At 67.6% G+C, this 2,587-nt stretch carries 3 protein-coding genes; all 3 read left to right on the top strand.

Features of this window, described 5'->3' with window-relative positions; genetic code table 11:
- The first annotated feature begins 264 nt into the window (after nt 1-264).
- Nucleotides 265-1,173: an NAD(P)-dependent oxidoreductase gene (locus tag ACRDUX_RS27035; protein WP_526418298.1), complete on the top strand. Its 909-nt coding sequence runs from the start codon at nt 265-267 to the stop codon at nt 1,171-1,173.
- Nucleotides 1,170-1,970, top strand: a complete 801-nt coding sequence (phtC, locus tag ACRDUX_RS27030; RefSeq protein ID WP_526418296.1) for a 3,4-dihydroxyphthalate decarboxylase — start codon at nt 1,170-1,172, stop codon at nt 1,968-1,970. Before ACRDUX_RS27035 ends, phtC begins: the two co-directional genes overlap by 4 nt.
- Nucleotides 1,971-1,976: 6 nt before the next feature.
- Nucleotides 1,977-2,587, top strand: a 611-nt coding sequence (locus ACRDUX_RS27025; protein ID WP_526418294.1) for an MFS transporter, incomplete at its 3' end; no start/stop codon positions are given.

The raw sequence follows: 2,587 nt of genomic DNA, 5'->3' as shown, positions 1-2,587 counted from the left end.
GCAGAGAAGCGTTCTGCAGATTCGGGCGACTGTACTCTGCGTCACATTTGACTGTCAACGAGCGGAATAGTGCACGATATGCCCCAGGGGATTCAACAAAGATGCAGCTCAGTGGCGGCACCGTTCCCGTTCATGCCATCTCAATCATCTTTGGTAGCCCATCCGAGAGTCGGCAGTTTCCATCCCGAGGTGACGTAGACGTCACAGGAGCTTCCTGCTATACAGAATGTGATTCTTCACAAAGCAACATGGATTGGAGCCGCGATGGAACTCAGGGTGGGCGTGGTCGGTCTGGGGCCCATGGGTACGGCGCTTGCCAGTGCGCTCATCGCCGCGGGCCACGAGCTGACTGTGTGGGACCGCGACGCCGAGAAGGTCGCAACAACCGCGATGGTCGGTGCCTCCACCGCCGTCAGTGCGGCCCAGGTCGCTACCGAGAGCGATGTCGTGTTCACCGCACTGCCCGATCCCCCCGCCGTCCTCGACGTCGCGCTCGGGGTGGACACCGGAATCCTGGCCGGCCTGGGGGAAGGCGGCGTGCTGATCGACATGACGACGGCGACCCCCGACGTTGCGCAGACCTTGAACGATGCGTTCGGCACCGCCGGGCGACGCTTCATCGACGCCCCGGTATCCGGCAAGGCCCCGAAGATGAGCATCCTGCTCGGGGCCACCCCCGCCGAGGTTGACGACGGCATCGTCGAGCTACTGTCCGATGTCGCGTCGTCGATCGTCTACTGCGGCGTGCGGGGTAGCGGGTACGCCGCCAAACTGGTCAACCAGCACATCAAATACGCGTGGTATCTGGCGTCCGCCGAGGCGCTGCTGATCGCCAAACGCTACGGCCTTGACGCGCAGACGACGGTCGACGCGGTGAAAGCCTCCAGCGGTTCCACCCGCGGTTTCGACGACGCAGCGGCCTACTTCTTGAATGACACCGGCGCCGTCAGCAAGCACGCACCGGTGAGCACCATCGCCAAGGACATGCGGCTGGCAGCCGAACTCGCCAATTCGGTCGGCGTCGACAGTCCGAGCCTGGCGGTGGTACGCAAATTCTTCACCGAGGCCGAGGGCGGCGATTACGCCCACGTCCCGTTCCCCGCCAGCATCGCGCTGCTGGAAACGCTGCGGCTCACCGCAGAGGCCGCCGCCGAAAGCACGGGCCGACCGTGATCCACGACGGCGTCGGACTTCCCGACCTCAACGGTGTCGCCCACCCGGGCACCACCGATGGCCGGTCCGCCGGCCATACCGAACTGAAGTTCACGCTGGCCGAGGCATGCCGCATCCTGGCCCACGCCGGTCTTGCCGAGGACATCCTCGGGCACGTGAGCGCGCGTACGCCGGGCGGCGACACGATCCTGGTCCGGTCCCGCAGCCCGCACGAACGCGGCCTGCTGTTCACCACGCCGGCTGACATTCACGAGGTCGCCGCAGGCACCGACCCGCTACCCCACGGATACCGGCGCCCCAACGAGTTCCCTATCCACAGCCAGGTCCTGGCGGCCCGCCCTGACGTGAACGCGGTCGTGCACGTACACCCGCCCGCGGTGGTGGCGTGTGAGCTGGCCGGCCTGGAACTGCGGCCGATCGTCGGCGCCTACAACATCCCGGCGATGCGGATGGCCAGCGATGGGTTCCCCGTGTATCCGCAAAGCCTGCTGATCAACACCGACGAGCTCGGCGGCTCGGTCGCGCGCACCCTCGGCGAGCGACCGGTGTGCATCCTGCGGGGCCACGGCATCGTCACCGTCGGCGATACCGTCGAGCAAGCGGTCATTCGAGCACTCAACATCGAGATCCTGGCACGGATGACCCTCGACGCCACCCACCGCGGCACCCCGCCGCCCGAGGTGCCCGCCGAGGACATCGCGGCCATGCCGGATCTGGGCTCGATGTTCAACGACACCTACGTCTGGCAGTACCACCGGTCGCGGCTGGAGCTTGCCGGACTGGACCTTCCGAGGTAGTGCGACGTGCCGCCAGAGGACACCGCACCGGACAGCGCCGACGACCCGCGGCCGGAAACGCTGAAGGTCGACCGTCGGCTCAGCGTGGTCGCGACGCTGCTGTTCTGTACTGCGCTGGGCATGGTGGGCGTCGCGGCGCCGCTCGCGGCGCTGGCCGTCGGTATCTCGGCGACTGTGATCGGGGTCGTCGTCGCATTGGCAGGAGTCTCGCAGCTGGCCACGCGCCTGTGCATGGGCCCTCTGCTGCGGCGGTTCCCCGACAAGCTGTTCGTCGTACTGGCCGCGGTGGCGCTGGCTGCGTCGTGCGGGCTCCTGGTGACCAGCACCGCCGTCTGGGCATTCACGCTGTCCCAACTACTGCAGGGGCTGGCTCGTGCGTTGTTCTGGACCGGTAGCCAGACCCACGCGGTGCGGGCGTGGCCGAGCGCCGTCTCCGGCCTGTCGGTGATCAACGTGGCCAACGGCGCAGGCTCCCTGGTCGGGCCTGCTCTGGCGGGCCTGCTTGCCGTGCAATCGCTGCAACTGCCCCTGTTGGTGGCGGCCGTCGCTGGGGCGCTGGGCGTGGTGCCTGCCATGCTGCTGGTGCGGCTAGCGCCCTTCCCCTCCCGCCCGAAGGG

Origin of the sequence: Mycobacterium sp. (assembly GCF_050701675.1) — a bacterium.
In the GTDB taxonomy this organism is placed as follows: domain Bacteria; phylum Actinomycetota; class Actinomycetes; order Mycobacteriales; family Mycobacteriaceae; genus Mycobacterium.
The sequence above is the reverse complement of the archived record's forward strand: the minus strand, read 5'-3'. Positions and strand labels throughout refer to the sequence as shown.